The sequence below is a fragment of the Streptomyces sp. NBC_01591 genome (assembly GCF_035918155.1).
Taxonomy (GTDB): Bacteria; Actinomycetota; Actinomycetes; order Streptomycetales; family Streptomycetaceae; genus Streptomyces.
In genome coordinates, this window is the sequence record NZ_CP109327.1 from 2074056 (window position 1) to 2099816 (window position 25761).

Annotated in this window: 22 protein-coding genes; 3 read left to right on the forward strand and 19 right to left on the reverse strand. The window is 72.0% G+C overall.

Annotated features, from left to right (window positions below):
- Positions 1-155: 155 nt before the first annotated feature.
- A complete protein-coding gene (locus OG978_RS09665; RefSeq protein ID WP_326764798.1) occupies positions 156-587 on the reverse strand; it encodes a YidB family protein in 432 nt (143 codons plus the stop codon).
- A 136-nt stretch (positions 588-723) separates the two neighbouring features.
- Between OG978_RS09665 and OG978_RS09670 the strand changes: the two genes are divergently transcribed.
- Entirely contained in the window at positions 724-1419 is a 696-nt protein-coding gene (locus OG978_RS09670) for a nucleotidyltransferase domain-containing protein (protein WP_326764799.1), read from the forward strand.
- On the opposite strand, the gene OG978_RS09675 is transcribed toward OG978_RS09670, so the two are convergent.
- From OG978_RS09675 to OG978_RS09740, 14 genes are all read right to left on the reverse strand, one after another.
- Positions 1416-2201: a nucleotidyltransferase domain-containing protein gene (locus OG978_RS09675; protein ID WP_326764800.1), complete on the reverse strand. Its 786-nt coding sequence runs from the start codon at positions 2199-2201 to the stop codon at positions 1416-1418. The two genes, OG978_RS09670 and OG978_RS09675, sit on opposite strands and share 4 nt — an antisense overlap.
- 3 nt (positions 2202-2204) lie before the next feature.
- Positions 2205-3227 carry an ADP-ribosylglycohydrolase family protein gene (locus OG978_RS09680; protein WP_326764801.1) on the reverse strand — a complete coding sequence of 341 codons (1023 nt, stop codon included), beginning with the start codon at positions 3225-3227 and terminating at the stop codon, positions 2205-2207.
- Complete coding sequence (locus OG978_RS09685) at positions 3224-3958, reverse strand: NUDIX hydrolase (RefSeq protein ID WP_326764802.1); 735 nt, start codon at positions 3956-3958, stop codon at positions 3224-3226. The genes OG978_RS09680 and OG978_RS09685 overlap by 4 nt, the downstream gene beginning before the upstream one ends.
- A complete protein-coding gene (locus OG978_RS09690; protein WP_326764803.1) occupies positions 3955-5034 on the reverse strand; it encodes an AAA family ATPase in 1080 nt (359 codons plus the stop codon). Before OG978_RS09690 ends, OG978_RS09685 begins: the two co-directional genes overlap by 4 nt.
- Positions 5031-5684: a nicotinamide riboside transporter PnuC gene (pnuC, locus tag OG978_RS09695; protein ID WP_326764804.1), complete on the reverse strand. Its 654-nt coding sequence runs from the start codon at positions 5682-5684 to the stop codon at positions 5031-5033. The genes OG978_RS09690 and pnuC overlap by 4 nt, the downstream gene beginning before the upstream one ends.
- A 127-nt stretch (positions 5685-5811) precedes the next feature.
- Complete coding sequence (locus OG978_RS09700; protein ID WP_326764805.1) at positions 5812-6924, reverse strand: pseudouridine synthase; 1113 nt, start codon at positions 6922-6924, stop codon at positions 5812-5814.
- Entirely contained in the window at positions 6924-7571 is a 648-nt protein-coding gene (gene scpB, locus OG978_RS09705) for an SMC-Scp complex subunit ScpB (protein WP_326764806.1), read from the reverse strand. Before scpB ends, OG978_RS09700 begins: the two co-directional genes overlap by 1 nt.
- Positions 7568-8581: a segregation and condensation protein A gene (locus OG978_RS09710; RefSeq protein WP_326764807.1), complete on the reverse strand. Its 1014-nt coding sequence runs from the start codon at positions 8579-8581 to the stop codon at positions 7568-7570. The genes scpB and OG978_RS09710 overlap by 4 nt, the downstream gene beginning before the upstream one ends.
- 108 nt (positions 8582-8689) lie before the next feature.
- Complete coding sequence (locus OG978_RS09715) at positions 8690-9310, reverse strand: hypothetical protein (protein ID WP_326769982.1); 621 nt, start codon at positions 9308-9310, stop codon at positions 8690-8692.
- A complete protein-coding gene (locus OG978_RS09720; RefSeq protein WP_326764808.1) occupies positions 9307-10425 on the reverse strand; it encodes a ParA family protein in 1119 nt (372 codons plus the stop codon). Before OG978_RS09720 ends, OG978_RS09715 begins: the two co-directional genes overlap by 4 nt.
- 369 nt (positions 10426-10794) lie before the next feature.
- Positions 10795-11910 carry an alanine dehydrogenase gene (gene ald, locus OG978_RS09725; RefSeq protein ID WP_326769983.1) on the reverse strand — a complete coding sequence of 372 codons (1116 nt, stop codon included), beginning with the start codon at positions 11908-11910 and terminating at the stop codon, positions 10795-10797.
- Between the two features lie 143 nt (positions 11911-12053).
- Positions 12054-14117: a tetratricopeptide repeat protein gene (locus tag OG978_RS09730; protein ID WP_326764809.1), complete on the reverse strand. Its 2064-nt coding sequence runs from the start codon at positions 14115-14117 to the stop codon at positions 12054-12056.
- A 235-nt stretch (positions 14118-14352) separates the two neighbouring features.
- Entirely contained in the window at positions 14353-14979 is a 627-nt protein-coding gene (locus tag OG978_RS09735) for an NUDIX hydrolase (RefSeq protein ID WP_326764810.1), read from the reverse strand.
- A gap of 89 nt (positions 14980-15068) precedes the next feature.
- The gene (locus OG978_RS09740) at positions 15069-16754 is read right to left on the reverse strand and encodes a CTP synthase (RefSeq protein WP_326764811.1); all 1686 of its coding nucleotides are present in this window, start codon (positions 16752-16754) and stop codon (positions 15069-15071) included.
- A gap of 382 nt (positions 16755-17136) precedes the next feature.
- Between OG978_RS09740 and OG978_RS09745 the strand changes: the two genes are divergently transcribed.
- On the forward strand, positions 17137-18963 hold the full coding sequence (locus OG978_RS09745) for a glycoside hydrolase family 15 protein (protein ID WP_326764812.1): 1827 nt from the start codon (positions 17137-17139) through the stop codon (positions 18961-18963).
- A 45-nt stretch (positions 18964-19008) separates the two neighbouring features.
- On the opposite strand, the gene OG978_RS09750 is transcribed toward OG978_RS09745, so the two are convergent.
- A complete protein-coding gene (locus OG978_RS09750) occupies positions 19009-19872 on the reverse strand; it encodes a sulfurtransferase (RefSeq protein WP_326764813.1) in 864 nt (287 codons plus the stop codon).
- A gap of 269 nt (positions 19873-20141) precedes the next feature.
- Between OG978_RS09750 and OG978_RS09755 the strand changes: the two genes are divergently transcribed.
- The gene (locus OG978_RS09755) at positions 20142-21767 is read left to right on the forward strand and encodes a PucR family transcriptional regulator (RefSeq protein ID WP_326764814.1); all 1626 of its coding nucleotides are present in this window, start codon (positions 20142-20144) and stop codon (positions 21765-21767) included.
- A 17-nt stretch (positions 21768-21784) separates the two neighbouring features.
- Here OG978_RS09755 and OG978_RS09760 read toward each other — a convergent pair whose 3' ends face one another.
- The 3 genes from OG978_RS09760 to recN all read right to left on the reverse strand — a co-directional run bounded on the left by OG978_RS09760 (position 21785) and on the right by recN (position 25654).
- Complete coding sequence (locus OG978_RS09760; RefSeq protein WP_326764815.1) at positions 21785-22879, reverse strand: glycosyltransferase family 4 protein; 1095 nt, start codon at positions 22877-22879, stop codon at positions 21785-21787.
- A 187-nt stretch (positions 22880-23066) separates the two neighbouring features.
- Positions 23067-23831, reverse strand: a complete 765-nt coding sequence (locus tag OG978_RS09765; protein WP_326764816.1) for a hypothetical protein — start codon at positions 23829-23831, stop codon at positions 23067-23069.
- A gap of 77 nt (positions 23832-23908) precedes the next feature.
- Positions 23909-25654 carry a DNA repair protein RecN gene (gene recN / locus OG978_RS09770; protein ID WP_326764817.1) on the reverse strand — a complete coding sequence of 582 codons (1746 nt, stop codon included), beginning with the start codon at positions 25652-25654 and terminating at the stop codon, positions 23909-23911.
- Between the last annotated feature and the right edge of the window lie 107 nt (positions 25655-25761).

Below are 25761 nucleotides of genomic sequence, written 5' to 3' on the forward strand. Positions count from 1 at the left end.
GTCCGCCTGCGTGATCTCTCTGCCCGATCAGCCTAGAGGGGCGGCGGTGCAGGCGGTCCGGGGTGCTCTGTCCGTGAGACGGGGCGGGCGCACGGTCACGGCCGGGGGCCTGCCCGGCGTGATCCGCCGGACAGGCCCCCGGGCCGCTTCCGCTGTCAGAGTTGCTGTTCCCGGACCAGGTCCTCGATCGAGCGGCCCTCCGGCACCTCCCCAAACGGGGTCAGCTTGTCGACCGCTGTCGGCAGCGACCGGGCGATCTCGTCGGCCGCCTGTTCCGTAGTGACCCCGGCCTGCCGGGCGACCTTCTGCAGGGTTTCGTCCGGCAGCGCCTCGGTGATCTGGGCGCCGCTGACCGCCTGGTTCTCACCGGTGCCGACCCAGGACTGCGCCTGGTCGACGAGGCCGGACCTGGTGAGCATCCCGATCAGCCCTTCGAGCGCGTTGCCACCGCTGCCCGTACTGCCCTGGCCACCGCCGAGCGCGCCCAGCAGCGCGCCGAGGATGTTCCCCGCACCGCCCGGGCCGCCGCTCCGGCCGCTGCCGCCCAGCAAGCCGCCGAGCAGGCTGCCGAGATCGTTTCCTGACATGGTTCTGCCTTTCCGGAGGGGATGATTTATCGACAATGTCGATCAGAATCCAGGCTTCTGCCACTTGAGCGGGGCGCCTGAGGGCTGTCCCGTAATCCCCGGTGCAACCCGTTTTCGCTCACGTACCCTCGCCGGCATGATCACCCCTGATCCCGAGGCTCTCGTACGCGACCACACGGTCTACTCCTGCGTGATGGGCTCACGCGCCTTCGGGCTCGCCACGGAGGGGAGCGACACCGACCGGCGGGGCGTGTTCCTCGCGCCGACCCCGCTGTTCTGGCGGTTCGAGAAGCCGCCGACGCATGTCGAGGGCCCGGCGCAGGAGCAGTTCTCGTGGGAGCTGGAACGCTTCTGCGAGCTGGCGCTGCGCGCCAATCCCAATGTGCTGGAGTGCCTGCACTCACCGCTGGTGGAACACGTCGACGCCGTGGGCCGTGAACTCCTCTCCCTGCGCGGCGCGTTCCTCTCCCGACTGGCCCACCAGACCTTCGTCCGCTACGCGTTGGGCCAGCGCAGGAAGCTGGAGGCGGACGTACGGCAGCACGGGGCGCCGCGCTGGAAGCACGCCATGCATCTGCTGCGGCTCCTGAGCAGCGGCCGGGACCTGCTGCGCACCGGGGAGCTCACGATCGAGGTGGGCGCGGCCCGGGAGGAGCTGCTGGCGGTGAAGCGGGGCGAGGTGCCGTGGGAGGAGGTCGAACGCCGCATGAGCCGCCTCGCCGAGGAGAACGACGAGGCCGCGGAGCACTCCCCGCTCCCACGGGAGCCGGACCGGGCCCGGGTGGAGGACTTCCTGGTCCGCACCCGCCGGGCGTCTGTGGACTGGCCCTAGGAGACACCCGTCAACCGCGCCCGCACCACAAGATCGTGCAGCCGCTCGAACCCGCCGGCCGTCCCGGGCAGCCCCGATGCCGCCTGGGCCTCGTCCAGCACCCCGTGCAGCGCCTCGACGTCCCGGGCCACCACCGCACCGTCCACGTCCCCCGCTCCCCCGTGCTCCGCCTCGGCCTTCGCGTCGATCAGCTCGGGCAGATACGCGGGCGCCGCCACCTCCCCGAGGAGGGTCGGCAGATGCGCCCGCACCTCACCGCTGCGCATCAGGTGGATCCCGGTGAGCAGCGCCCGGAACGTGTACAGCAGCGGCTTCAGTTCGCCGGTCCTGCCGAAGAGCCGCCACTGGGTGTTGGCGAATCCCCGGTAGTGGTGGGCGTGGTTACGGGTGAGCACACCCGGCGCCAGGTCCACCAGTTCCGCGTGCGGCTCGCTCGTGTGCACGACGAGCGGTGAGAGCAGCTGCTCCAGCACATAGCCGTTCGGCTTCAGCATCAGCCGGACGAACTTCCGCAGGTCGTGCGTGACGAGATCCATCTCGACCCCGTCCCGGTCCCACATCCGCGAGCGCGTCTCCTCGGCCTCGCGCAGTCCCACGAGGTCCTCCGCGGGCAGGAGATGGACCCCCCGAAGGTCCACGTCCGAGTCCTTGGAGGGGAACCCGTACAGATGCGCCCCGGAGACCGTGGCGAACAACAGCGGGTGGCGCTCTTCGGTGAGGACCGGGCCGAGGTCCGTGACCGGCAGCCCGGCCTGCTCGAGGTGCTTGGTGTCCGTACGCATGGATCAAGAATCCCAGAGTGCCCCCAGCGACAGCAGATCACTGCGGTACTCGATCCGTTCCGACCACTCCTTGGGCCAGGCCCCCGCCCCCAGGTGCGCCCCGGCGAACGCGCCGGTCAGGCAGCCGAGGGAGTCCGAGTCGCCCCGGGTGCAGGCGGCGCGGCGGAGTGCGGTGACGGGTTCCTCGGGGAAGAGGAGGAAGCAGTGCAGGGCCGTGGCCAGGGCCTCCTCGGCGATCCAGCCGTCGCCCGTCAGTTCGCAGGGGTCGGTCTCCGGGGACGGGTCGCGCAGCGCGTCCTGGACGCGGGCCAGGGCGGCGAGGCATTCTTCCCAGCCGCGCTGGATGTACAGCTCGGGCGAGGCGTCGCCCGCGAACCGCCAGAGGTCGCCGAGCCAGCGCGTGAGGTACCGGCCGCTGTTCTCGTACGCATACGAACGCAGCTGCCCGATCAGTCCCATCGGCTCCGCCCCCTGTGCCAGCAGGTGGACCGCGCGGGCCGTCAGGTCGGACGCGGCGAGCGCGGTCGGATGCCCGTGGGTGAGGGCCGCCTGCAACTGGGCGGCGCCGGAGCGCTGTTCGTCACTCAGTCCGGGGACGAGTCCGATCGGCGCGACCCGCATGTTGGCGCCACAGCCCTTGGAGCCGGTCTGGCTGGCTTCCTGCCAGGGCCGGTCGCTGTCGAGCAGGCGGCAGGCGGTCATGCAGGTGCGGCCGGGGGCGCGGTTGTTGTCGGGCGAGTGGTACCAGTCGACGAACTCCTCGCGCACCGGGCGGGTCAGCCGCAGCGGGGTGAGCAGCCCGCGGTCCATGGCGGTGCGGATGCCCCGCCCCAGGGCCAGCGTCATCTGGGTGTCGTCGGTGACGATCGCCGGCTTCGGCAGCCGCATCTGACGCCATGGCCCGCACTTGGCGAGGATCGACGGCACGTTGTTGAACTCGGTCGGGAAGCCCAGGGCGTCGCCGAGCGCGAGCCCGGTCAGCGCGCCGGTGGCGGCCTGCTTGGTGATGGTCCTCGTCACTATCACGTGCTTCTTCCTTCCGGTCTCAGCAGTGGAGGGTGCAGGGCGGTGGCGGCACCCGCCCGGTAGAGCGCGGCCGGTTTTCCCCGCCCGCCGGTGCGGCGCGGTGATCCCTCCACGGCCTGGACGAAGCCGGGCGTGGTGAGGACCTTGCGCCGGAAGTTGGGACGGTCCAGCTCGACGCCCCAGACCGTCTCGTACACCTGCTGGAGTTCTCCCAGGGTGAATTCGGACGGGCAGAAGGCGGTGGCCAGACAGCTGTATTCGAGCTTGGCGCCGATCCGGTCGTGTGCGTCGGCAAGGATGCGGTCGTGGTCGAAGGCGAGCGGGCCGAGCGCTCCGGCGTCCCACCACTGGGCGCCGGCCGCGTCGCCGCCGCCGCGCGGTTCGGGCAGGTCGGGTACGAGTGCGGCGTACGCGACCGAGACGACCCGCATCCTGGGGTCGCGGTCCGGATCGCTGTAGGTGCGCAGCTGTTCCAGGTGGAGGGCTCCGACGGTGCCCTCCGTGAGTCCGGTCTCCTCGGCGAGTTCCCGGCGGGCGGCGGACTCGGCGGACTCGCGGGGCAGCACGAAGCCGCCGGGCAGCGCCCAGTGCCCCTTGTACGGGTCCTCGCCCCGTTCGACGAGCAGGACGTGCAGCCGGCTGTCGCGGACCGTGAAGACGGCGAGGTCGACGGTGACCGCGAAGGGTTCGAAGGCGTGCGGGTCGTAGCCCGCGGGGGCTGCGCTGCTCATCGGTGCTCCGGCAGGGGCGCGGCGAAGTTCCAGCTGTCGGCGAGCAGTGCGTCGACGGCGGCGACCGCGGTGGCCAGGCGCTTCTCGTGGGTTCCGGTGAGCTCGATGAACTCCCTTCCGGTACGGGTGAGTTCGGCCCGGAGGCGGTCAGTCATCCAGGGCCGCAGCTCTTCGCCGTCGCGCAGTCCGTCGTCCTCGAAGGCGACGCCCTCGTGGTCGGTGAGCAGCCACAGGTGGTGGGCGACCCGGTCGGCCCTCTCCTCGACGAGCGGGTTGCGTCCGCCGACGTACCGCTCGTGCCAGACGGTGGTGGCGAAGGAGTCGGTGTCGCAGAAGAGCACCGGCGACCCGGTGCGCGCGGCAGCCTCCTCCCTGGCGTTCTGGGTCTCGGCGATCAGCGGGAAGTCGTCGGTGGTGAAGGCGACGTCCTCCCACTGGGCCCCGGGCCACCGGTCGCGCAGGGCGGCCAGTTTCTGTTCGCTGAACTCCCGCCCGTACTCGGCGACGTAACCGGTCCGCGCCCAGACGCCGCCGCGCCCGCGGTAGTGGTCGGTGAGGGCGCGGGCCATCGTCGTGGTGCCGGTGGATTCCGCGCCGAGGACGACGATCCGGCGGGTGAGGGCGGCCCGTACGGGCGGCTCCAGGAAGTCCCAGCAGCCGACCGGGTCCTTGCGGACGGCGGTGCCGGAGACCGGGAAGACCGTGCGGTCGGGGTCGACGCAGACGGATTCGGCGCCGAACCGGCGGGCCAGTTCGTCCCCGTACGACTCCGAGGTGAAGACGGCGTCCACCGGCTCGGGAACGGCTCCGGTGAAGACGGCCATGTGCGCGTCCCAGATCACCGGGTCGTGGAGGTCCATGCGGATGTCGTCGACGGCGCCGACGACCCGTACATCCGGGTGCACCTCCCGCATCCAGGCCACCCGGTCGGCGAGCGGTACCGACTCGACGGAGGCGGCGCAGACCAGGACGGTCAGCCGCTCGCAGCGGTCCTGCGCCGTGCGGACGAGGTGGTGGTGGCCGGCGTGCGGCGGGTAGAACTTGCCGAGGACCAGCCCGTGTCCGAAGCGCTTCATGCCGTCGCCTCCGCCAACTGCCGCCGCTGCCCGGCGAGATCACGCTTCCAGTTGCGCAGGCCGATCAGGCAGAGCGTCAGGAAGCCGATGTACAGCAGCGAGGTCAGATAGAGCTCCTTGTACGCGTACAGCGGGATGTACACCACATCGGCGGCGATCCAGAGCCACCAGGACTCGACGAGCTTGCGGCACTGTCCGTACGTCGCCGTCAGGGACAGCGCGGTCGTCAGGGCGTCCCAGAAGGGCACGGTCGAGTCGGTGGCGTGGTCGAGCAGGACGGTGAGGGCGACGGTCCCCACCGCCCCCGCCGCGAGCAGCCAGGTCCATTCGGTGCGCGTGGTGCGCCGCACCGGCAGGTCCGGTGAGCCCGGTCCACCCCCGTGGGTCCAGGTCCACCAACCGTACGCGGCAAGGACGATGAAGACGATCTGGAGGCCGGCGTCGGCATACAGGCCGGACTGGGCGAACAGCAGGATGAAGAAGAGGTTGTTGGCGATGCCGATCGGCCAGTTGGCGAGGTGCTGGCGGGCCACGAGCCATACGCACAGCGCTCCGCTGCCGAAGCCGAGCACCTCGGTCCAGCTGACCGGGGTGTCGAGCACCGTCACCAGGGGTTGCTGCAGGGGATCGAGTACATCCGCGAGACTCACGCCCGCCTCCTTAATAGTCACTCTGACTATAAAGATGGAACGGGCACAACGAAAGACCCGCGGCCGGTTCCTGTTCGAAAATCGAAAACAGGAACCGGCCGCGGGCCGTGGAGCGGACGGAGGAGGGTTACAGACCGACCTCGCGCATCAGCATGCCCACCTCGGTGTTGGTGAGGCGGCGCAGCCAGCCGGACTTCTGGTCGCCCAGGGGGATCGGCCCGAAGGACGTCCGTACGAGCCGCTCGACCGGGAAGCCGGCCTCGGCCAGCATCCGGCGGACGATGTGCTTGCGGCCCTCGTGGAGGGTCACCTCGACCAGGTAGTTCTTGCCGGTGTTCTCGACGACCCGGAAGTGGTCGGCACGGGCGTACCCGTCCTCCAGCTGGATGCCGTCCTTGAGCCGCTTGCCCAGGTCGCGCGGGAGCGGTCCCTGGATGGCGGCCAGGTAGGTCTTCTTCACCCCGTACTTGGGGTGGGTCAGACGGTGGGCCAGCTCGCCGTGGTTGGTGAGCATGATGATGCCCTCGGTCTCGGTGTCCAGCCGGCCGACGTGGAAGAGCCGCGTCTCACGGTTGGTGACGTAGTCGCCGAGGCACTGGCGGCCGTCCGGGTCCTCCATCGAGGAGACGACACCGGCGGGCTTGTTCAGCGCGAAGAAGAGGTAGGACTGGGCGGCGACGGTCAGACCGTCGACCTTGATCTCGTCCCTGTGCACATCGACGCGCATGCCCTGCTCGACGACGATCTCGCCGTTGACCTCGACGCGGGCCTGCTCGATCAGCTCCTCGCACGCCCGGCGCGAGCCCATGCCGGCCCGGGCGAGGACCTTCTGCAGCCGCTCGCCCTCCTGCTCGGCGCCCGGGTGGGTCTTGGGCGTCTTGATGTCGGCCTTGCCGGCGTACCGGTCCCGGTTGCGCTGCTCGATCTTGGCATCGAGCTCACGCGGACGGGACGGGGCGCCCTGGCGACGCGGGCCGCCACTCCTGCCGCTTCCCGCCTGTGCGGGCTTCGGGCCACCCTTGGCGCCGCCGCGGGCCGCCGCGCCGCGTCCCTTGCGGGGGCCGTCGCCGGTCTTCTCCCCGGTGGCGCCCACGTCGTAGCGGCGCTCCTCGGGCCGGGGCCGGCGGGGACGCTGCTCCTGCTTGCCGTCGCGCCCGGCGCCGGCACCGCGAGGATTCCGGCTGCCGCCGCTCTTGCCGCCGCTGCTGCCGCTTCCGCTGTTCCTGCCACTGCTTCGCATCAAAATTCCGTCTTGTCGTCTGCGTGAGTATCCGGGGTGTCCGGTGCGTCCGGATCGAACGACGGCACACCCTCTAGCGTCTCGGCCTCGATCGCGTCCGCCTCGGGGAGGAAGGGCGCGAGCTCCGGGAGCTCATCCAGGCCACGCAGGCCCATCCGCTCCAGAAAGTAGTTCGTCGTCCTGTACAGGATCGCACCTGTTTCGGGTTCCGCGCCCGCTTCCCCTACGAGACCCCGCTGCAGCAGGGTCCGCATGACCCCGTCGCAGTTCACGCCGCGGACCGCGGAGACCCTGGAACGGCTGACCGGCTGGCGGTACGCGACCACCGCGAGGGTCTCCAGCGCCGCCTGGGTCAGCCGGGCCTGCTGGCCGTCCAGGACGAAGCCCTCGACGGCCTCCGCGTACTCGGGGCGGGTGTAGAAGCGCCAGCCGCCCGCCACCAGACGCAGCTCGAAACCGCGGCGCTGCACGGTGTACTCGTCGGCCAGCTCGCGCAGCGCGTCGGCGACGGCCCTGCGGGGCCGTTCCAGCACCTTGGCGAGGTGCTCCTCGGTGGCCGGCTCGTCGACGACCATGAGGACGGCCTCCAGCGCGGGCTTGAGGTCGAGATCCGCGACGGTGGAGCCGGTGGTCCCCTGCTGACTCATGCCTTCACATCCTCCTGGACGTCCTGCGTCTCGGTGTCGAACTCGTCCGTGACGACGGGCCCGGCCCCGTCTCCCCCGGCCCAGCGCACCAGGAGCTCCCCGAGCGCCTCGTCCTGGTCGAGCGCGACGGCCTTCTCCCGGTACAGCTCCAGCAGCGCGAGGAACCGGGCGACGACGGTGAGGGTGTCCGGGGCGTCCTCGGTGAGCGTCCGGAAGCTGGCCTCCCCCGCCTCCCGCAGCCGCGCCACCACGATCTCGGCCTGTTCCCGCACGCTGACCAGCGGCGCGTGGATGTGGTCGACGTACACCTGCGGCTCGGGCTTCGGCTGCATCGCCTTCACGGCCAGCGCGGCGAACCCCTCCGCCCCGATGCTGATCACGACCTCGGGCAGCAGCTCGGCGTGGTGCGGCTCCAGCCCCACGGTCCGCGGGAACCGCCGCCCCTCCGACGCCAGCCGGTCGCTGAGGATGTCCGCGATGCGTTTGTACGCGCGGTACTGGAGCAGCCGGGCGAAGAGCAGGTCCCGCGCTTCGAGCAGCGCCAGATCCGCCTCGTCCTCCACCTCGGCGGCGGGCAGCAGCCGGGCCGCCTTCAGGTCGAGCAGGGTCGCGGCGACGACGAGGAACTCGGTGGTCTGGTCCAGGTCCCAGTCCGGCCCCATGGCACGGATGTGCGCCATGAACTCGTCGGTGACCTTCGACAGCGCGACTTCGGTCACATCGAGCTTGTGCTTGGCGATGAGCTGGAGAAGCAGGTCGAACGGCCCCTCGAAGTTCGCCAGCCGGACGGTGAACCGCCCGTCGTCGGCGGGCCCGGGGGACGCAACAGATACCTCGGGAGCGGGGGACGCAACGGGCACCTCGGGAGCGGGGGACGCAACGGGCACCTCGGGCGCGGGGGCCTCCACGCCGGCGCTCCCGTCCTCCACCGGCTCCGGCACGCTCCGGCCGCCCGGGCCGCGCCCCAGGGGGCGGCGTGGGGTGCGGGCGGGCTCGTCGGTCGTCGGCATGAAGGTCCAGGGGCAGCGGGATACGGGCGGCGGGCCATGGCCCGTACAGAGGGGCCGGACCGCTCGTCCGGCGGCCGCCCACCGGGCAGGCTACCGGCGCCTCACCGGTCAGCGGCCGCGCAGCCGCCGTACGAGGATGCTCGCGTCGCCCCGCGACTCCAGATCCGCGAGCACCACCGCGACCGCCTCACGGACGATCCGCCCGCGGTCGACGGCGAGCCCGTGCTCCCCGCGCAGCACGAGGCGGGCGTGTTCGAGGTCCATCAGTTCCTCGGCCGAGACGTAGACGGTGATCTTCTCGTCGTGGCGCTCGCGGCCGCTGGGCCGCCGGTTCGCCCCGCGCCCGCCGCCACGCCTGCGCTGCTGCTGAACGGCAGGGGCGGGGACCGCCTCCTGCGTGGACGACGACGCGGACGAGGGCGCGGCCGTCGGCGCGGACTGCTGGGGCCTTCGCCCCGCCTGTGCGGCCACCGCGCCCCGGTCGCCGTCGCCCCGGCTGCGCGACTCCCCCGCGTCGGCGTCCGCCGCGGAGTGCTCCTCGCGCGAAGCGCCGTCGCCGGCCGGTGCCGGGTCCGCCCCGGATCCGTCCGCCCCGGAATCGCTCTCACCGGCCGGACCGGGCACCCGGGCCTCACCGTTCGCCTTGCGCCGCCGGTCGGCGGGGGACGAGGCCTGCAGCCCCATTCCTCCGGTGGTACGGAACAGTTCGTCGGCCCCGGGCAGACTCACTCGGCGTGACACCGGGCGAGCACCTCCCTGGCGAGCTGGCGATAGGCGGCGGCACCGACCGAGTTGGAGGCGTAGGTGGTGATGGGCTCACCGGCGACCGTGGTCTCCGGGAAGCGCACGGTGCGCCCGATGACCGTGTGGTAGACGTGATCGTCGAATGCCTCGACGACACGCGCGAGGACCTCACGGCTGTGCACCGTACGGGAGTCGTACATGGTGGCGAGGATGCCGTCGAGCTCCAGATCGGGGTTGAGACGCTCCTGGACCTTCTCGATGGTCTCGGTGAGCAATGCCACACCACGCAGCGCGAAGAATTCGCACTCGAGCGGCACTATGACCTTGTGGGCGGCCGTCAGGGCGTTCACGGTGAGCAGGCCCAGCGACGGCTGGCAGTCGATCACGATGTAGTCGTAATCGGCCATCAGCGGCTTCAGGGCGCGCTGCAGCGTGGACTCCCGGGCGACCTCGCTCACCAGCTGCACCTCGGCAGCCGACAGGTCGATGTTGCTGGGCAGCAGGTCCATGTTCGGGACCGCGGTCTTCAGCAGGACCTCGTCGGCCGACATGCCCCGCTCCATGAGCAGGTTGTAGACCGTGAGGTCGAGCTCCATCGGATTGACGCCGAGCCCGACCGACAGGGCTCCCTGCGGGTCGAAGTCGACGAGCAGGACGCGTCGCCCGTACTCCGCGAGCGCGGCACCCAGGTTGATGGTCGACGTGGTCTTGCCGACGCCGCCCTTCTGGTTGCACATCGCGATGATCTTCGCGGGACCGTGATCGGTCAGCGGGCCCGGGATCGGGAAGTAGGGCAGAGGCCGGCCGGTCGGGCCGATCCGCTCGCGGCGCTGGCGGGCAGCATCGGGCGCGAGGGTGGCCGCGTACTCCGGATCGGGCTCGTACTCGGCGTCGGGGTCGTAGAAGTGCCCCTGGGGCGCTTCGTCGAAGTCGGCGAAGTGGGCGGTGTCCCGGCCACTCTCGTTGCCGGCCATGGCGTTCACGTGTAGGCCGTCCATCATCTGGGGGGCTGTCGTCATGTGCTGTTGGGTGGCGAAGGTGCGGACAGCGACGGAGCCGACAGCCTCCAGCCCGTTCGGGCTATGGCCCCGTGCAGGCATCCCTGGATGAACACCCCCGGGAGTAAATGTCGACTCATTCACAAGTCGTCTTACCTCCTTGGACGTGACCAGGAAACTTATCGATAGGTCAGCGTGGCACCATGCCGACGATTGGCGACTCTATGGCGTGTCACCGCTCCGCAGCAACACAATCCCCCGGACCCGGCCCGATGTGTCGGCAATCGAACACGTCCCTGTCAAGGGCACGCAGCCACCGGGGCACAGTTTTAACGGGTGTACGAATCGGTTAAAGGGTTACGTTCGAGACGAGTTGAACGAGGCCCCCGATGGGGCCCGACACGCGTACGGCCGGACCTTGCTCGGCAAGGTCCGGCCGTACGCATGAGGTTGACGGAAGGCGTTGACCCGTCAGCCGAGAAGCGAGCTCAGCTCGACGTGCTCCAAGCCGTGCGCTTCGGCCACCTCCTGGTAAACGACCTGCCCGTCATGGGTGTTGAGCCCCTTGGCGAGCGCGGCGTCACGGCGCAGCGCCTCGACCCAGCCGCGGTTGGCGAGCTCCAGGATGTAGGGCAGCGTGGCGTTGGTGAGCGCGTACGTCGAGGTGTTCGGAACCGCGCCCGGCATGTTCGCGACGCAGTAGAACACCGAGTTGTGGACCATGAAGGTCGGCTCGGCGTGCGTCGTCGGGTGCGAGTCCTCGAAGCAGCCGCCCTGATCGATCGCGATGTCGACAAGTACACTTCCGGGCTTCATCTTGGCGACGAGCTCGTTGGTGACCAGCTTCGGCGCCTTCGCGCCGGGGATCAGCACGGCGCCCACGACGAGGTCGGCCTCGATGACGGCCTTCTCCAGCTCGAAGGCGTTGGAGACGACGGTCTTCACCTTGGTGCCGAAGACCTTGTCGGCCTCGCGGAGCTTGTTGATGTCCCTGTCGAGCAGCGTGACGTGGAAGCCGAGACCGACAGCGATCTGCGTGGCGTTCCAGCCGGAGACACCGCCGCCGATGACAACGGCCTCGGCGGGCGCCGTACCCGGGACGCCGCCCGGGAGCACGCCGCGGCCGCCGACCGAGCGCATCAGGTGGTAGGCGCCGACCTGCGGGGCCAGCCGGCCCGCGACCTCGGACATCGGGGCGAGCAGCGGGAGCGCACGGTTCGCGGCCTCGACCGTCTCGTAGGCGATGGCCGTGGTGCCCGACTCGATCAGCGCGTCGGTGCACTCGCGGGAGGCCGCGAGGTGGAGGTAGGTGAAGAGCGTCTGGTCCTTGCGGAGGCGGTGGTACTCCTCGGCGACCGGCTCCTTGACCTTGAGCAGCAGGTCGGCGGTGGCCCAGACCTCGTCGGCGGTGGGGAGGATCTGCGCCCCGGCGGCGACGTACTCCTCGTCCGTGATGGAGGAGCCGGCACCGGCGTTCTCCTCGACGACGACCTGGTGGCCGTGGCGGACGAGCTCGTGCACACCGGCAGGCGTGATCGCCACGCGGAACTCGTTGTTCTTGACTTCGCGGGGGATGCCGACCTTCACGTCGATCACGGTCCTTGGCTCAGAGGGTTACCCGGGCATAGCTATACATACCCGGATAGACACTACGTAAATGGAGACACCGCGAACACACGCGGCAGAGCCAGTCTAATGAAGGGTTTCGTGCTGTCTAGCCTTACAAAGCATTAATTTTCAGTCGTCACACTACGGATTTCGCAGGTCACGCCCTCCTGGCCCAGCAATCTGTCGGCGAGACCCCGGTGCAGACCGGCCGCGGCCGGGTCACCGAGCCTGTCGAGCGTGTCGGCCAGCCGGAGCTCCAGCGCCGCCTGCAGCCGTACGTCCCCGGCCCGCCTGGCCCACTCGACGGCCTCCTGGCAGGTGTGCAGGGACTCCTGCGGCCGGCCCGCGTACTCCTGCACCCGTGCCGCCTCACTGAGCGCCCGCGCCTGGGCCGGCACGTCGCCGAGCCTGCGGTACCCGGCCGCCGCGGCGCGCCAGTTCCGCAGCGCCTCGCCGTACCGCCCGGCATAGGTGTGGACGGCGCCGAGCCGCCCGTACAGCCGCGCCTCGTCGGCCGGCTCCCCCTGGGTGAGCCGCTGCGCCAGCGCGCGGCCGTACCAGTCGGAGGCCCGCTGGAAGTCCCCCAGCTCGGCATAGGCGCCGCCTACGGATTCCATCGCGCGGCCGGTGGCGTACGGGTCCTTCGCGGCCCGCCCGGCGTCCAGCGCGGCCCGGTAGCGGGCCAGCGCCTCCCGGGTACGGCCGGTCCTGGCGTCGAGGTCGGCGAGGTTGAGCAGCGCGGCGGCCCGCTCGCGCGGCAGCTCGCGCCGCTCGGCGACGGCCAGCACCAGACCGTGCAGTCCGTACAGCTCGGGTGCGGCGGCCTCGGTGCCCTGGTGCACGGCCAGCGCCCGCACCAGGGCGGCCACCAACCGCCTTGCCAGGGTGTCGAGTTCACCGTCCTCGACGGCGATCCGGGCCGAGGCCAGCAGGGCGGGACGGCGGATCCGCAGCCATTCGGCGGCCGCCTCGGGGTTGGGGAAGCGCAGTGACCGCGGCAGCCCGGCGAGCTTGCGGCGGGCCGGGGAACCCTCGGGTTCGGTGACCGCCCGGCAGGACTGCAGCAGCCGTACGGTCCGCTCCAGCATCCTGGCCCTGGCGAGCTGGATCTCCGTCGGCCGGTCCCTGGCCTCCAGCAGCGCCCGCAGCAGCGGTGCGAGGCAGCCGGGCACCTCGTACTGCGGCTGATCCGCCCCATTGGTGTGCAGCAGCCCCAGCGCCACGAAGTCGTCGAGGGTCGTCTGGGCGGCCGAGACGGAGCAGCCTGCCAGCGCGGACGCGGTGTGGGCGTCGGCGAGTCCGGCGGGGGCGAGGGCGAGCAGTCGCAGTATCCGGGCGGCGGTCGGCGGCAGCGAGTCGTGGGCCAGCCGGAAGGCACGGGCCAGCGGGCGTGAGCTGGTGGACTGCTCCGTGTCGTCCGGCAGTTCGCGCAGCTGTTTGGTGACATCGGCGACCGACGCCATGGGGTGGGCGGCAAGCCGGCCGCCGACCATGACCAGGGCGGCCGGCAGCCCGCCGCACTCCTCGGCGAGGGTCTCGGCGGTCCGCGGGTCGACGGTGATCCTGACGTCTCCGATGGTGCGGGCGAGCAGCCGTACGGCGGAGCCCGCGTCCAGGCCGCCGATGGTGCAGGGGCGGACGCCCGGGATCCCGGTCAGCGGGCCCTCGGAGGTGGCGACGACCAGGCAGTCCGGGCTGTCCGGCAGCAGCGGGTCGACCTGTTCCGCGTCTGCCGCGTCGTCGAGGAGCAGCAGGGCACGGCGTCCGGCGAGCTCCTCGCGGACCATCTCGGAGAGTTCGTCCCCGTCCGCGCCGGGCGGCCCCGTCACACCCAGCTGGTCGAGCAGCTCGCGGGCGGTGCGCTCGGTGGGCACCGGCGCGCCGCCGGGATCGGTGAGCCGGGCACGGAGCAGTCCGTCGGGGTGACCGCCGTCGGCGAGCAGCCTTCGGGTGAGTTCACCGGCGAGTGCGGTGCGTCCGGAGCCGGGGCGTCCGGCGATCAGCAGGACCCGGGCGCGGGCGGCCTTGCGGCCGGCCAGGGTGTCGAGGCCGGCTCTTTCGATGTCGGCCCGCAGCGCCTTCAACTCGCGGTCGCGGCCGAAGAATTGGGGTGGGGCGGTGCCGGACGGCTCCTCGGTTCCCGCTGCCTTGGCCGGGCCGCTGGTGTCCACCGCCTGATCCGTCACGGGCCACGCTCCACTTCGCTGCACGCGTCGCCCGCCGGGACTCCGGTCAGGGCATTCCGAGCGTAGTTCAGGCGTGCGGACGTTTTGCCTGGAGCACGGCGCAGAGGTCCCCCGATCGGATCAGCATCTTTTCCGATCGAGGGACCTCGGTGCACCGTTCAGCGGCCCCGCGAGCCGCCGGTGGCCTCCCACGGTCCCGGCGGGCCGCCGGAGGCCGGTCCGTTCCTACGGCCCGTCAGGCCTCGAACGGACGGGCCGGCCACGGCGCGTCGGCCGGGCGCAGCGACTCGATCCCGTCACCGGCGAGGACCGCCGCGAGCGAGAGGACGCCCACCACGAGGCAGTTGTTGTGCAGCTCCCCCGCGAGCACGCCCCGCACCAGCTCCTGGAGCGGCACCCGGGCCAGCTCCATGTCGGCCTCCTCCTCGGAGACCTCGAAGCGCTCCCCGTCGGCCTCGGAGAGATTCCGGGCCAGGAAGATCCGTACGGCCTCGTCGCAGCCACCCGGTGTGGTGTAGACGTCGGTCAGCACCCGCCAGTCCTCGGCCTTGACGTACGCCTCCTCGTAGAGCTCGCGCTGGGCCGCGCGCAGCGGATTCTCACCGGGGACGTCGAGCAGTCCGGCCGGGATCTCCCAGAGCTTGTGGCGCACCGGGTGGCGGTACTGCCGCAGCACGACGACCCGGTTGTCGTCGTCGAGCGCGAGCACGGCGACCGAGCCCGGGTGGACCTGGTAGTCGCGGCGTACGACCGTGCCGTCCGGCATCACCACTTCGTCGGTGCGGACGCTGGTCTTGTTGCCGGTGAAGGGCGTCTCGGTCGCGGTGACCTGCCACTCCTCGGGCGTGTCCTGGAAACCCATCTACGTCCTCCCACGAAAAACAGAAACCGGGGCACGCTTCCTCGAAGGACGCGTACCCCGGTCAACGTTAACGCCTGTGCGGCGCCGGACTACTTGCCCGACGGCTTGCCCTTGCCGTCACCGGCCGCGGCGCCCGTCTTGCGCGCGACGGCCGCCTTCACCAGGCCCGCGAAGAGCGGGTGCGGGCGGGTCGGACGGGAGCGGAGCTCCGGGTGCGCCTGGGTGGCGACCAGGTAGGGGTGGATCTCGCGCGGGTACTCGACGTACTCGACGAGCTTGTTGTCCGGGGAGGTGCCGGAGAAGACCAGACCGGCCTTCTTCTCCAGCTCGGCCCGGTAGGCGTTGTTGACCTCGTAGCGGTGGCGGTGGCGCTCCTCCACGTACGGCTGGCCGTCGTACGCCTCGCGGACCAGCGAGCCCTCGGCGAGCTTCGCCGGGTACAGGCCGAGCCGCATGGTGCCACCGAGGTCGCCCGCGCCCTCGACGTACGCCAGCTGCTCCTCCATCGTCGAGATGACGGGGTGCGAGGTGGCGGCGTCGAACTCGGTGGAGTTGGCGTCGGGGATCTCGGCGAGGTTGCGCGCGGCCTCGATCACGATGCACTGGAGGCCGAGGCAGAGGCCGAGCAGCGGCACCTTGTTCTCGCGGGCGTACTGGATGGCGCCGATCTTGCCGTTGACACCGCGGTCGCCGAAGCCGCCGGGGACGCAGATCGCGTCGACGTCACCGAGCTGCTTCGCGGCACCCGCCGGGGTCTTGCAGTCGTCCGAGGCGACCCACTTGACCTTGACCCGCGCCTTGTTGGCGAAGCCGCCGGCCCGGATGGCCTCGGTGACCGAGAGGTAGGCGTCGGGCAGATCGATGTACTTGCCGACGAGCGCGACGGTGATCTCGTGGTCGGGGTTGTGGACGCGGTCCAGCAGGTCGTCCCACGTCGTCCAGTCGACGTCGCGGAACGGCAGGTCGAGCTTGCGCACGACGTAGGCGTCCAGGCCCTCGGTGTGCAGCACCTTCGGGATGTCGTAGATCGACTTGGCGTCCACGCAGGCCACCACGGCGGCCTCGTCGACGTCGCACATCAGCGAGATCTTGCGCTTGATGGCGGTCGGTACGTCGCGGTCGGCGCGCAGCACGATGGCGTCGGGCTGGATACCGATGTTGCGCAGCGCGGCGACGGAGTGCTGGGTCGGCTTGGTCTTGAGCTCGCCGGACGGGCCGATGTAGGGCAGCAGCGAGATGTGCACGACGAAGACGTTGTCCCGGCCGACCTCGTGGCGGACCTGGCGGACGGTCTCCAGGAACGGCAGCGACTCGATGTCGCCGACCGTGCCGCCGACCTCGGTGATGACGACGTCGACGTCGTCGGTGGCCATGCGGCGGATGCGGTGCTTGATCTCGTTGGTGATGTGCGGGATGACCTGCACGGTGTCACCGAGGTACTCGCCGCGCCGCTCCTTGGCGATCACCTGCGAGTAGACCTGGCCGGTGGTGACGTTGGCGGAGCCGTCGAGGTCGACGTCGAGGAAGCGCTCGTAGTGGCCGATGTCCAGGTCGGTCTCGGCGCCGTCGTTGGTGACGAACACCTCACCGTGCTGGAAGGGGTTCATCGTGCCCGGGTCGACGTTGAGGTACGGGTCGAGCTTCTGCATGGTGACCCGAAGGCCGCGCGCCTTGAGCAGGGCACCGAGGCTGGAGGCAGTCAGACCCTTGCCGAGGGAAGAGGCGACACCCCCGGTGACGAAGATGTGCTTGGTCGTCGTGGATGTGGGCTGCATAGCCAAAGGGGGCTCCCGTGGTCGCGATCGTGAGGTGCGTACCGGCGTTTTCGTCCGGAGACTCCGGAGGCGCCGTCGCTGCGGTTCGGGGGCCTCGTCTGCGGTTGCGGACGACCACCGGTCCACGGGCTACCAGGGTATCAGCGCCGAGGGGACCCCGCTTCCGGCCGTAATCCGGACGCCCACCTCGCATGATCACCACGAGTGCCCGTACACACACCCGTTCGGGACAGATGTGTTGTCAAGACCGTCGCGCGGACCACCTGGGTGCGTCGTATCCTGCTCGGACACTCGCCCCGGGCGAGGTGACACGTTCGCAGGTTTCCCCACAACAACCCCTTGCGACGACCTCTTGACCCGCAGTAATGCCCTACGGGGCGACATGGCCGTTCGACTGGAGATGCACGTGGCCGGGCGCATCGAGGATTACGCACTCATCGGAGACATGCAGACCGCCGCCCTGGTCTGCCGGGACGGCACAGTGGACTGGCTGTGCCTTCCCCGCTTCGATTCGCACGCCGTCTTCGCGGGACTGCTGGGCACCGAGGAGCATGGCTTCTGGCGCCTGGGTCCGGCGCGGGCGGACGGGACGGAGCCGCCGTCCGCGGACCGCCGCCGCTACCGCGGGGACTCCCTCATCCTGGAATCGGAGTGGGACACACCGCGCGGAACGGTCCGAGTGACCGATTTCATGCCGCCGCGTGACGGCGCACCGCAGGTGATCCGGATCGTGGAAGGGATCAGCGGCCGGGTGCCGATGCGCTCGGAGCTGCGCATGCGGTTCAGCTACGGCCGGGTCACCCCATGGGTGCACAAGGTCGACGGCCGTACGGTCGCCGTCGCGGGCCCGGACTCCGTCTGGCTGGACACCCCCGCCGACACGTACGGCGAGAACCTCACGACGTACTCCGACTTCACGGTCGCGCCGGGTGACCGGATCGCGTTCACGATCAGCTGGCAGCCCTCGCACCACGAGCCGCCGGGCCTGCCGGACCCGGAGGGTTCGCTGGACGCGACCGCCGACTTCTGGCGCGAATGGGTCGAGCAGTGCACGTACCACGGGCCCTACCGCGAGGCCGTGGTCCGCTCCCTGATCACCCTCAAGGCCCTGACGTACGCGCCGACCGGCGGCATCGTCGCCGCGCCGACCACCTCCCTGCCGGAGGACATCGGCGGCTCCCGGAACTGGGACTACCGCTACACCTGGCTGCGCGACGCCGCGATCACGCTCTCCTCGCTGCTGCGCACCGGGTACCGCGAGGAGGCCCGCGCCTGGCGCGAGTGGCTGCTGCGGGCGGTCGCCGGCGACCCGGAGAACCTGCAGATCATGTACGGCATCGCGGGTGAGCGCGAGCTGGGCGAGGCCGAGCTGGACTGGCTGCCCGGTTACGAGAACTCGGGCCCGGTCCGGGTCGGCAACGGCGCCGCGGGTCAGCTCCAGCTGGATGTGTACGGCGAGGTCACCGAGGCGCTGCACCTCGCCCACATGACGGGCCTGACCCGCAACGACTACGCGACGGGCCTCCAGCTCAAGCTGATCGAGTACCTGGAGAAGCACTGGGACGAGCCGGACGAGGGCATCTGGGAGGTGCGCGGGCCGCGCCGCCACTTCGTCCACTCGAAGGTGATGGCCTGGGTCGCCGTCGACCGCACCATCAAGCTCATCGAGTCCGGGGACGCGGAGGGGCCGCTGGAGCAGCTGCGCGAACTGCGCGACGACATCCACCGCGATGTCTGCGAGCGGGGCTACGACCAGGAACGCAACACCTTCACGCAGTCCTACGGCTCGAAGGAACTGGACGCCTCGCTCCTGCTCATCCCCCAGATGGGCTTCCTGCCGCCGGACGACAAGCGCGTGATCGGCACGATCGAGGCGATCCAGCGCGAGCTGTCCACCGAGGACGGCTTCGTGCTGCGCTACCCCACCTCGGGCGAGGACACGGGCGTCGACGGCCTGGAGGGCGACGAGGGCGCGTTCCTGGCCTGCTCGTTCTGGCTGGCGGACGACCTGGCGATGATCGGCCGGGTCGACGAGGCACGCCAGCTCTTCGAGCGGCTGCTGTCCCTGCGCAACGATCTGGGTCTGCTCGCGGAGGAGTGGGATCCCCGGCTGCAGCGCCAGGTGGGTAACTTCCCGCAGGCCTTCAGCCATGTGCCGCTGATCGACACGGCACTGCGCCTGACGGCGAGCGGGGCGTACGTCGGCTGACCCCGGGTCACGGGGCGGGCGGAGACCCGCCCGCCCCGTGAGGTCTCACTGCGCCCCGGTCACGACGGGCCGCTGCGACGGCAGCCCCCACTCGCTCCAGGACCCGTCGTACACGGCCTGTCCGCGGTACCCCGCCAGTTCGGCCCCCAGCGCCAGGACGCACGCGGTGACGCCCGAGCCGCAGCTGAGGACCAGTCGCTCGCGCTCCCCGGCGAGGGCGGCGAACACGGCACGCAGCTCGTCCGACGGACGCATCCGCCCGTCGCGCTGGATCTCTCCGAAGGGCAGGTTGACCGCCCCCGGCATGTGTCCGGCGCGCAGCCCGGGCCGGGGTTCGGCGACGGTGCCGGTGTACCGGTCCCTGGACCGGGCGTCGAGGACCACCGCGGCGGGGTCGGCCAGGGCCGCCGCCACTTCTTCGCTGCCGACGAACAGCCCCGCGCGCGGCCGTGCGGTGAAGTCACCGGGCGCCGCGGCGGGCTCGGGGAGGGCGTTCTCCAGCGGTAGCCCGGCGTCGGCCCAGGCGGGCAGGCCGCCGTCGAGCACCGCGACCCGGGCGAAGCCCATCGCCCGTAGCATCCACCAGGCCCGCGCGCTGGAGTAGATGCCCGCGCCGTCGTGGACGACGACGGTGTCGGTGCCGTTCACGCCGAGGGAGCGCAGCTCCTCGGTGAACCGGCCGGCGTCGGGCATCGTGTGGGGCAGCGGTCCGGAGTGGTCGGACAGCGCCCCGTCGATGTCGAAGGCCCGCGCTCCCGGGATCCGCCGCTCGCGGCCCCGGTGCGCGCCGACCGAGGCGTCGAGGACCACCAGTCCCGGCGTGCCGAGCCGCCGCGCCAGCCAGTCGACCCCGACCAGCGGGCCGGGAAGCTCCTGCCCGCCTGCGTACGCCGCTACGTCGTCGCCCACGTCTGCTCCAGGTCCGGGTCCACATTCAGGGCCACTCGGCATTCAGGGCAACTCGGCCCGAACCGCGCGGCGCTCACAAGATCGCAGCGGCGCTCGTCCCGTGTCAACAGCGGTTTTGCGGTCCCCGGACCGCCGGGCGCGCGGTGCGTGGACTTCCCCGGTGGCTCCCTGGTGGCTCCCCGACGACGCCTCGGACGCCCGGGGCCGGTACCTTCCTGAATCAGGGCGACCGCCCGTCCGACCCGAATGGAAGCGCGAGGCCAGAGCCAGTGGAGACCCAAGGCGGAATCACCGTGCAGCGAGCCCTTGAGCTGCCGGGGCTGCGCGGCGGGCTCCCGGAGGTGGTGGCCGGCGCGGACCGGCTGAACCGTACGGTGCGCTGGGTGCATGCGGGCGAGGTGCCCAACATCGCTTCGCTGCTCAAGGGCGGTGAACTGCTGCTCACCACCGGTCTCGGGCTCGGCACCCGCCCCGCCGAGCAGCGCGCCTTCGTCCGCAGGCTCGCCGACCGCCGGATCGCCGCCCTGGTGGTGGAGCTCGGGCCGCGCTTCAGCAGACTGCCGGCGTCGATAGTGGACGCCGCCCGCGCCGCGGGTCTGCCCCTGGTGCAGCTGCACCGCGAGGTGCCGTTCGTGACGGTGACCGAGGAGATCCACACCGAGATCGTCAACGGTCACTACGCGCTGCTGCGGCAGGCCGAGGACGTGCACCGGCGCTGCACGGAGGCGCTCCTCGGCGGTGGCGGGGTACCCCAGGTGCTCGGCATCCTGGCGGACTTCGCGGCCAACCCGGTCTTCCTGGAGACGGCGGACGGCCAGTTGCTGTACGCGGCGGGCCCCGCGTCCGGTCCGGTCTCCGCCGATCCGCTCCAGGTGTGGGACGGGATGCGCGGCGGCCGGGCGGCCCGGGAGGCACCGCCCACCGGTTCGGTGCTGGTGGATGTGCCGGGCGGCGGCCCGGGCACGGGTTCGGTACGGGCCAGGCTGGTGCTGCTGGCCGTGTCCGGGCCGCTGGTGACCGTGCACCGGATGGCGGCGGAGCGGGCGGCGGGGATTCTCGCCGTCGTGCTGATGCAGGCCCGCCAGGAGGAGGAGCTCGCGGCCCGCGGCCGGGGCGACTTCCTGACGGATCTCGCCGAGGGCCGGATCACGCCGGAGGACGCGCCCGCGCAGGCCCGCGTGCTGGGCTTCAGGCCCGCCGAGATGCCGCTGCTGCCGGTCGTGATGCGGCTGGCCCCCGAGCTCTCGGTGTCCGGGAACTGGGCGTTGCTGGCGCGGGCGGTGCTGGAGGAGCTCTCGTCGGTGGGTGTGCCGGTGCTGCTGGGCGTGCGGCCCGTGGAGGGCCGGGTTCCGGTGCTGCTCGGGCTGCGGTCCGAGACGGAGCGCACGGCGGTCGCGGACCGGGTCGCGGCGGCGCTGCGGGCGGGTGTGGAGCGGGCCGGGCTGGAGCGGGCCGGATCGCATCCGCCGGTCGTGGTGGTGGGCGTGGCGGGCGGCTGGGCGGCGGCCGGCGCGGGGTTGCGGCACGCTGCCGAGACGGCGACGGCCGCGCGCGGTCTCAGTGACCGGCCCTGGTACGACGCCCGGCGCCTCGACATCGATCTGCTGCTGTGGCGGCTGCGGGACCACCCGGATCTGGCGGCGTTCGTGGACCGGGCGATCGGCCCGCTGCGCGATCACGACCGCACCTCGCGCCCGGCGCTGCTGCCGACGCTGGAGACGTATCTGGCCCACGCGGGCCGCAAGGCGGAGACGGCGCGGGAGCTGCATCTGAACCGGCAGACGCTGTACAACCGGCTGGCCCGCATCGGCGAACTGCTCGGCACCGACCTGGACGACCCCCAGGCGGTGCTGGCGCTCAGCCTGGCGCTCCGGGCCCGCCGCCACACCTCGTAGGCGAGCGGTCGAGCGGCTCACCGTGCCCGTGCCGCCAACGGCTGGGTCAACTCGTCGTACACACTGAGCACCTGGGCGATCGTGTCGTCCTCGGTCGGCCAACTCGCGGCCTGGACAAGCCCGGCGGCCGCCATCTCCTCGCGCCGCCGCGGGTCCCCGAGCAGCCTGGCCACCGCCCGCGCGAGCGCCTCCGCGTTGCCGTACGGCACGAGTTCCGCCGCGTCCCCCACGAGTTCAGGCACCCCGCCGACCGCGGTGGCGACCAGCGGGACGCCGAGCCGCAGCGCTTCCTGGGCCTGCACCGAACGCGCCTCCCAACTGCTGGACAGCACCGCCAGATCCGCCGCGGCGAGCAGTTCGGCGCGGTCGTCGCGGCCGCCGATGAGCCGGACGGGCAGTTCCTCGTTCCTGATCCGGCGCTGCAGAGCGGCCCGTTCCCGCCCCTCGCCCACGATGACCAGGAGCGGCGCGGGGTCGAGCTCGCGCCACAGCCGCGCGGCGTCGAGCAGCGCACCGTATCCGTGATGCGGTACGAGACTCCCGCAGGCGACGATCAACGGCCGCTCCACCACGCCGAGTTCGGCCCGCGCCTTGCCCGCGTGGGCGCCGTCGGGCAAGCGGGGTACGGGGGCGGAGACCGGTGCGAGCCGCGCGTCGCGCGCTCCTCGGCGCCGTGCCCGGTCGACCAGGTCCGATGTCGTGCCGAGCACAACGGCCGCCGCACGGGCGGCCCTTCGCTCCATGAGCCGGATCAGCCGACTGCGGGTCCCTTCGGCGTGGGCGCGGGCGTGCCAGGTGACGACCAGCGGAACGCGCCGGCCGCCGAGCGCGAGGGCGGCGCGCACGGCGGCGTGCGGTCCGTGCGCGTGGACGACGTCCGCCGTCGCGCAGGCGGTGCGCAGGGCGGCGACGGAGACGGGGTCACTGCGCCGCGGCACGGGGGCGAAACGGGCTCCCGTACCGGAGTAGTCGTAGGCGTGGTCCAGTTCGGCCGGGGCGCAGACGGTGACGTGCACGCCTCTCGCCACGAGTCCCGCGGCCAGCGAGCTGACGTGGGCACTGCTGCCCGCGCTGCCGCCGCCCAGGACTTGGACCGTACGCAGCTGTGACACGTTGAATGGCTCCCGGGGCTCCCGAGTCGGCGGTGATTGCACCGCCAAGGATGCCAGTCCGTACGCACGTTCCGGCACAATCAGGCCGCCGTTCCGGCCCGCACAGCAACAACCGGACGCGCCCTACCACTCGCACGGGTGAGAAACCGGCGCGCTACTGACTCGCCCGTCCCTGCGGCTTCCTCCGTCAGCGGTCCGCCAGCACCTGGACGAGTCGGCTGATCCGGTCCCCGTACACCGCCGCCGCGACCAACCCGGCGGCATGCGCAACGAGTCCGGCCCGGCCGCGGCCCGCGACGATCGCGACACCGAGCGCGGCACCCAGGGCGTGGGCCCCGGTGTCCCCGAGCATGGTCCGCTCCCCCAGATCGTCGGCGACGAGCGCGGCCACGGCCCCCATCGGCGCGGCGGCGAGCCCGCCCTGCGGCAGGCCGGGGGCCCCGAGGGCGAGCACCGTGGCGGCGGCCGTCGCGGGCCGCACGTCCGTCAGATTGACGAGATGCGCGGTTCCGGCGATCACGACCCCGGCGAGCATCCGGTCGACGGGCCGCTCCTTGAGCAGCGCGCCGGCAGCCAGCCCTGCGGCCCCGATCCCGAAGAGCTTCACCGCGCCGCTGGTCACCTCGCCGTCCCGCAGCGCACCCAGGTGCGCGCGGAACCCGCGGCGCGGATCGTCCGCACCGGCGAGGTCGTCGTACGCACCGCAGCCACCGGCCGCCAGTACGGCCAGCGTGGCGGCGCACCGGGTACGGGCCGGCAGCGGGAGGACGGCCGCTCCGGCCGCGGCGCCGAGGGCGGCGGCCGGGCCCGCGTACAGATCGACGGTACGGCCCGCGTAGTTGGTCCGCTGCCGGAGCGTGCGCGGCCGGGCCCGCAGCGCCCGGTACACACCCCCCGCGACGGCGGCGGCGACGGCACCGGACATCACGGCCCTGCTGAACGCTGCTCCCATGCGCGCCACACTACGCAGCGGCCCGCCGGGGCCACCCGGCGGGCCGGAGCGCCGAACGGTCCGGCAGCCGGGCCCGCCTACCCGTCCGCCCGCGCCGCGGCCAGCAGCTCCTCCGCATGGGCCCGTGCCGTCTGGGAGTCCTCCTGGCCCGCGAGCATCCGGGACAGCTCCCGCACCCGGTCCTCGCCCTCCAGGACCGTGACCCCGCTGCTGGTCACCGACCCGTCCACCGTCTTCTCGACCAGCAGTTGCCGGTCCGCGAAGGCCGCCACCTGCGGCAGGTGTGTGACGACGACGACCTGAGCGGACCTGGCGAGCTTCGCGAGGCGGCGTCCGACCTCGACCGCGGCCTTGCCGCCGACGCCCGCGTCGACCTCGTCGAAGAGGTACGTGGGTACGGGGTCGGCGCCCGCGAAGACCACCTCGACGGCCAGCATCACCCGGGACAGCTCACCGCCCGACGCCCCCTTGGCGATCGGCCGCGGCTGGGCGCCGGGGTGCGGGGCCAGCAGCAGCTCGACCTCGTCGGCGCCGGACGGCCCGTAGACCACGCTCCGCCCGTCGATCTCGATGCCGGACGCCTCGTCGGCCGCCTCGGTCTGCCGGATGTCGAAGGAGACCCGGGCGTGCGGCATGGCCAGCGAGGCCAGCTCCGCGGTCACCGCTTCGGCGAAGAGCGCGGCCGCCCGGTTGCGCGCATCGGTCAACGCCTGCCCGAGGCCGGAGAGTTCGGCCCGCAGCGCATCGCGTTCGAGGGTCAGCTCGCCGATCCGGTCGTCGTCGCCCTCCAGCTCGGTGAGCCGGGCGGCGCCCTCCTGGGCCCAGGCGAGCACGGCGCCGATGTCCTCGCCGTACTTCCGGGTGAGCGCGGTGAGCGCGGCGCGCCGCTCCTCCACCGCGGCCAGCCGCAGCGGATCGGCGTCCAACTGGTCTGCGTACCCGGCCAGTTCGCCCGCCACATCGGAGAGCAGGATCGAGATCTCGCCGATCCGGTCGGCGAGCGCCGCCAGTGCCGGATCGTGGGCGCGCACGGTGTCCAGGGACCGTCCGGCGGCGGCGACCACGGTCGTCGCGTCGACGCCCTCCGGGTCCTCCGGATTGCCCGCGAGCGCGGTGTGCGCGAGGGCCGCGGCGGAGGAGAGCGCTTCCGCGTGGCCGAGCCGCTCGGCCTCGGCGGCGAGGTCGACGTCCTCACCGGCCAGTGGTTCGACCGCGGCGATCTCGCCCAGCCCGAAGCGCAGCAGATCGGCTTCCTGGGCGCGTTCACGGGCCCGCGTCGTCAGCTCGTCGAGCTCCGTGACGACGGCCCGCAGCCGCCGGTACGCCGCCGCGTACTCGGCGTGCGGCCCGGAGACACCGTCGCCGGCGAACCGGTCGAGCGCCTGCCGCTGCCGGGCGGGCTTGAGCAGTCCCTGCTGGTCGGTCTGGCCGTGCACGGCGACGAGTTCGGCGGCGAGTTCGGCGAGCACCCCGACCGGCACGGACCGGCCGCCGAGATGCGCCCGGGAGCGCCCCTCCGCGGAGACGGTACGGCTGATCAGCAGCGCGCCGTCCTCGATCTCGGCCCCGGCCTCCTCGGCCCGCAGGGCGACGGTGTCGCCGTCGGACACCGTGATCCGCCCCTCGACGACGGCGGCCTTGGCCCCGATCCGTACCAGGGCGGGGTCGGCACGCCCGCCGAGCAGCAGCCCCAGGCTGGTGACGACCATGGTCTTGCCCGCGCCGGTCTCACCCGTCACCGCGGTGAAGCCGGGTGACAGCTCCACCACCGCGTCGTCGATGACCCCGAGCGACCGTATCCGCATCTCCTCCAACACGGACACGACCTTACGAGGTCCGGGCGCCGATGTGCGACGGACCCCGCCTCCCGGGGCTCACTCTCCCGTGTATCACGAAGCATTCGCAGCACCTCCGGGGGAATGTCCGACGG

What these genes read in the sequence shown, in the direction of transcription:
- OG978_RS09665 (WP_326764798.1), bottom strand. Translation starts at nt 587, where the DNA reads ATGTCAGGAAACGATCTCGGCAGCCTGCTCGGCGGCTTGCTGGGCGGC.
- OG978_RS09670 (WP_326764799.1), top strand. Translation starts at nt 724, where the DNA reads ATGATCACCCCTGATCCCGAGGCTCTCGTACGCGACCACACGGTCTAC.
- OG978_RS09675 (WP_326764800.1), bottom strand. Translation starts at nt 2,201, where the DNA reads ATGCGTACGGACACCAAGCACCTCGAGCAGGCCGGGCTGCCGGTCACG.
- OG978_RS09685 (WP_326764802.1), bottom strand. Translation starts at nt 3,958, where the DNA reads ATGAGCAGCGCAGCCCCCGCGGGCTACGACCCGCACGCCTTCGAACCC.
- OG978_RS09690 (WP_326764803.1), bottom strand. Translation starts at nt 5,034, where the DNA reads ATGAAGCGCTTCGGACACGGGCTGGTCCTCGGCAAGTTCTACCCGCCG.
- OG978_RS09700 (WP_326764805.1), bottom strand. Translation starts at nt 6,924, where the DNA reads ATGCGAAGCAGTGGCAGGAACAGCGGAAGCGGCAGCAGCGGCGGCAAG.
- scpB (WP_326764806.1), bottom strand. Translation starts at nt 7,571, where the DNA reads ATGAGTCAGCAGGGGACCACCGGCTCCACCGTCGCGGATCTCGACCTC.
- OG978_RS09710 (WP_326764807.1), bottom strand. Translation starts at nt 8,581, where the DNA reads ATGCCGACGACCGACGAGCCCGCCCGCACCCCACGCCGCCCCCTGGGG.
- OG978_RS09720 (WP_326764808.1), bottom strand. Translation starts at nt 10,425, where the DNA reads ATGCCTGCACGGGGCCATAGCCCGAACGGGCTGGAGGCTGTCGGCTCC.
- OG978_RS09735 (WP_326764810.1), bottom strand. Translation starts at nt 14,979, where the DNA reads ATGGGTTTCCAGGACACGCCCGAGGAGTGGCAGGTCACCGCGACCGAG.
- OG978_RS09740 (WP_326764811.1), bottom strand. Translation starts at nt 16,754, where the DNA reads ATGCAGCCCACATCCACGACGACCAAGCACATCTTCGTCACCGGGGGT.
- OG978_RS09745 (WP_326764812.1), top strand. Translation starts at nt 17,137, where the DNA reads ATGGCCGTTCGACTGGAGATGCACGTGGCCGGGCGCATCGAGGATTAC.
- OG978_RS09765 (WP_326764816.1), bottom strand. Translation starts at nt 23,831, where the DNA reads ATGGGAGCAGCGTTCAGCAGGGCCGTGATGTCCGGTGCCGTCGCCGCC.